Genomic DNA, 4,243 nt, shown 5'->3' on the forward strand with positions numbered 1-4,243 from the left:
TGATGGATGAGCCGTTCGGCGCGCTGGACGCGCTGACGCGCGAGCAGATGATGTACGATCTACTGAAGATCTACAAGAAGTACAAGTGTACGGTCGTCTTCATCACGCATAGCATCGAGGAAGCCGTCTTCCTCTCGGATCGGGTGCTCGTCATGAGCCCGCGCCCCGGCTCTGTGGTCCGGGATATCCCGATCGAGCTGGAGCGTCCGCGCGGCATGAATACGCGGATGGATGCTCGCTTCCTGGAGTACGTCCGCGAGATCCGCGGCGTCTTCCAGTCGCAGGGCGTGCTGGCGGAGGTGTAGCGATGGCTGAGGAGCATAACTATACGCTGGAGCGGGTGTTGACGGAGTCGACGGCGCTGCTGATCATCGACATGCAAAATGACTTCGTCCACGAGCGCGGCATCTTCGCCCAGTCGGGGTATCGCGTGAGCGGCTACTGGTCGATCATCCCGCCGATGAAGCGGCTGATCGAGGCGGCTCGGGCTGCCGGCGTCCCCGTCATCTGGATCGGCATGTCGCATAATGAGCTGAACGACGGCGACGATGCCTGGAGCCAGCGCCGGGCCGGTCGTAATCATCCGGCGAGCTGCAGGACCGGCACCTGGGGCGCCGATCTGTATCATGAGCTGGAGCCGGGGATGGGGGAGATGGTTGTCTGGAAGCACCGCTATAGCGCGTTTGTCCAAACTCGACTGCATCAGCTGCTGGCGGATCGCGGCATTCGCACGCTCGTCGCAGCCGGCATTAACACCAATACGTGCGTCGAGTCGACACTGCGCGACGCCCATCTGATCGGCTATCATGTCGCGCTGGCCGGCGATGCGACGGCTTGTCTGTTCCCGGACGCCTACGAGCCGAGCCTGCGCAACATCGAGCGGCATTTCGGTCTGGTCAGCGATACGGAGACGATCATCCGGAGCTGGGCGCGGGCAGGCTCATCGGTGTTGCTCGAGTCGGAGGTGTAGCGTTGCAGGAATAGAGCAAGTTCGTGATCGCCGTCGCATCGAGCGCATTGTTTGATCTCACCGAGTCGGATCGGGTGTTCAGGGAAAAGGGAGAGGAGGAGTACCGTCAGTATCAGCGCAAGCATGAACGGGCGATTCTGGACAAGGGCGTCGCCTTTCCGCTCATCCAGCGAATCCTGAGCATCAATACGGAGGAGGATCAGCCGGTCGAGGTCGTGCTGCTATCGCGCAATGACCCCGATACCGGGCTGCGGGTGTTCAAATCGATTGAGGAGTATGGTCTGCCGATTACAAGAGCGGGGTTTGTGATGGGTCGCAATCCGTTTGCGTACATGAACGCCTTTAACGCCTCGCTGTTCCTCTCCGGCAATCCGGACGACGTCAAGGAGGCAATCGAGCATGGGTATCCGGCGGGCTGTATTTATCCTTCGGAATATATCGATGATCTCGACGATCAGGAGCTGCGGCTCGCCTTTGACTTTGACGGCGTGATCGCCGACGACTCCGCCGAGACGATCTTTCAGACCGAGGGGACGCTGCAATCGTTCCACCAGCATGAGAAGGAAAAGGCACTGGAGCTGATCCCGGCGGGTCCGCTGTTCAGCTTCTTCTCCGAGCTGTCGCGATTGCAAAAACGGGAGTTGGAGAAAAATAAGGAAAACGAGGCCTACAATCCAAAAATTCGGATCGCCATCTGCACGGCCCGCAATGCGCCTGCCCATGAGCGGGTAATTACTACCTTGCGGAAGCACGATATCCGCGTCGACGAAGCCTTCTTCATGGGCGGCGTCGAGAAAAGCCGGGTGCTCAGTATTTTCAAGCCGCATATCTTCTTCGACGATCAGGCCAGTCATATCCAGGGCGTGGCGAGGCTGTTCCCGTCCGTGCACGTCCCGTTTGGCGTCACCAATCGGCCGAAGCCCGGACGCGGCGACGTGGAAGTCGCCGTCCCCGGAGCGGATGGAGAGCCAGTGCTGAACCGAAGCCGCTAGGTCGTGTCTGCTTCAGAGAATGCAGAAAACTCTAGGATGCGGAGGGTTTGCGTCTAAGCTTGCCGACGAGCCGACGGAACCAGGCCGTCTTGGCGCTTAGCATGAGCACGATGATCGCCAGCAGCACCAGAGAGATCGGGCTGGTGAGGATGTTGCCGGCGAAGCCGGTTACGCTGCCCTGCGAGATCTCCATGCCGCGGCGCAGATTGTTCTCGATGAGGGGCGTCAGGATGATGCCCAGTACGAGCGGCGCCAGCGGGTAACGGTACAGCTTCAGGAAGTAGCCGAGGATGCCGAAGAGGATCATCCAGTAGACGTCGCCGATGCTGTTGTTGATCGCGAAGCTGCCGATGATTGACAACGTGATGATGATCGGGATCAGGATCGGCTTCGGGATTTCGATGATTTTGCTGAAGATTCGTATCCCCGTCAAGCCGAAGATCAGCAGGAACACATTGGAGATCACCAGACAACTGACGATAATCCAGAAAAACTCGGGCTGCTCCGTCATTAGCATCGGGCCGGGACGCAAGCCGTGGATGTACAGCGCGCCCAGGAACAAGGCGGTGCCGGAGTCACCGGGGATGCCGAGCGTAAGCGTCGGGATGAATGCGCCGCCGATTGAGGCGTTGTTAGCCGATTCTGCGGCGACAACGCCCTCGAAGGCGCCCTTGCCGAACGGTCGACTCGGTTTTTTGACCGTCCGCTTGGCCTGATCGTAGGCCATCAACGAGGCGACCTCGGCGCCGGTGCCTGGCAGCGCGCCGAGCAGGGTGCCTGTGGCGGAGCTGCGCAGCGTCAGCGGCAGATACTTTTTGACCAGTCCCCAGCTCGGGATGATCTTGTCGACCTTTTGTTTGATCGGCTTGGTGCGATTCTTCAACTGCATGAGCGCCTCCGACAGGCCGAACAGGCCGATCATGACGACGATGAAGCTGATGCCGCCCAGCATCGTCGTGCTGCCGAAGGTGAGTCGCGGCTGCGAGGTGAAGGGATCCATGCCGACCATGCCGATCGTGATGCCGAGCGATGCCGTGATGAGCGCCTTGCCCATCGAGCCCTCCGTCAGACTGCCTACCAGCAGCAGCGCCATCATGGCGAGCAGGAAATAATCGTACGGCGAGAAATGAATCGCCAGCGAAGAGACGATTGGCGAGGCGATCACCATGACGCCGATGCCGAAAAATTCGCCAATGACAGAAACGACCGTGCTCAGTCCCATCACGACGCCGGCCAGCCCGAGCTTCGCCAGCGGATATCCGTCGATCGCGGTCGCCATCGCTGCCGGGCCTCCCGGTATATTGAGCAGGATCGCCGTGCGACTGCTGCCGTACACCCCGCCTGTGAATATCCCCACCATAACGGCCAAGGCCGCATACACATCCCAAGTATAGGTGAACGAGAGCAGCAGGGAGAAAGCCATCGTCACGGAAAGTCCGGGAATGGCTCCGATGTAGATGCCGACGAACACCCCGATGGCGACCAGCGCCAGCAACTCAAAATTCAGAAACGGTACTAAAAATCCTTCAATGCCTGACATAGATATCCCCGCCTAGTGAGTTATGGCAATACAACATGGAAAAGGGTGTGGAAGAGCAACACCAGCCCGGCGACAGTGCTGAAGGAAACGATCAGCTTCATCCAAGGTCTGCGCCAGTCCAGGAGCATCATGCAACTCCACAGGAACAGAAACGTCGTGATCTCGAAGTGCAGCAGCTCGACCAAGAAAGCATAAGCCGTCACGCCGATAATGAGCACGATAACGTCTTTGGAGAGCAAATAGCGGCCAGCCTCGCGCAGGCTGCCAAGGCTGCCGCGTCTGCGGATCAAGCCGACCGCTTGCATGATGAGCAGCAGCAGGATCAACGAGATGACGGCCTGCGGCAGCGTCCCGGCATGATTGGTATGGCCCTGATAGATGCCTGGAAGCTTGAGCGCCTCCAGGAACAAGGCGCCGACGATAAGGAACAGCAGCCCGACTAGCAAATATTCGCCTGGCCCCTGAGCCGGCAAAGGCTGCGAGGCGGCATCCTCTTCATCGAGCGCAGGCTCGAGCTCCTGCGATTGGACCTCTGCCATGAGAAGACCTCCTTTTGTACAAAACAGGGGGAGGGCGCAAGACGCGCCCTACCCCAAATATAGTGAGATTCATGCTGATGAAAAAATCCGAAGAGGCACGGGATCGAATCTGTAGAAGCGAAGCTTATGCTTACGAAGTCGCTTTCTTGCAGAAAGCGTAGCCTATGCTTCCGATGTCGCTTTCTTGCAGAAAGCGTAGCTT

General features: G+C 59.0%; 4 protein-coding genes and 1 pseudogene. 3 read left to right on the forward strand and 2 right to left on the reverse strand.

The features are described from left to right. From PA598K_RS08490 to PA598K_RS08500, 3 genes and pseudogenes are all read left to right on the forward strand, one after another. Positions 1–305 (forward strand): annotated as a pseudogene (locus PA598K_RS08490) (ABC transporter ATP-binding protein); the annotation flags it as partial. A gap of 2 nt (positions 306–307) precedes the next feature. Beyond that, positions 308–970 (forward strand): cysteine hydrolase, encoded by a 663-nt coding sequence (locus PA598K_RS08495; RefSeq protein WP_128656543.1) that lies wholly within the window; start codon positions 308–310, stop codon positions 968–970. A gap of 23 nt (positions 971–993) precedes the next feature. Further along, on the forward strand, positions 994–1,962 hold the full coding sequence (locus PA598K_RS08500; protein WP_128656544.1) for a 5'-nucleotidase: 969 nt from the start codon (positions 994–996) through the stop codon (positions 1,960–1,962). Positions 1,963–1,993: 31 nt separating this feature from the next. Here PA598K_RS08500 and PA598K_RS08505 read toward each other — a convergent pair whose 3' ends face one another. Continuing rightward, the gene (locus tag PA598K_RS08505) at positions 1,994–3,502 is read right to left on the reverse strand and encodes a tripartite tricarboxylate transporter permease (protein ID WP_128656545.1); all 1,509 of its coding nucleotides are present in this window, start codon (positions 3,500–3,502) and stop codon (positions 1,994–1,996) included. 20 nt (positions 3,503–3,522) lie between these two features. Beyond that, positions 3,523–4,041: a tripartite tricarboxylate transporter TctB family protein gene (locus tag PA598K_RS08510; RefSeq protein ID WP_128656546.1), complete on the reverse strand. Its 519-nt coding sequence runs from the start codon at positions 4,039–4,041 to the stop codon at positions 3,523–3,525. Positions 4,042–4,243: the final 202 nt, after the last annotated feature.

This window comes from Paenibacillus sp. 598K (genome assembly GCF_003851045.1).
Taxonomy (GTDB): Bacteria; Bacillota; Bacilli; order Paenibacillales; family Paenibacillaceae; genus Paenibacillus_D.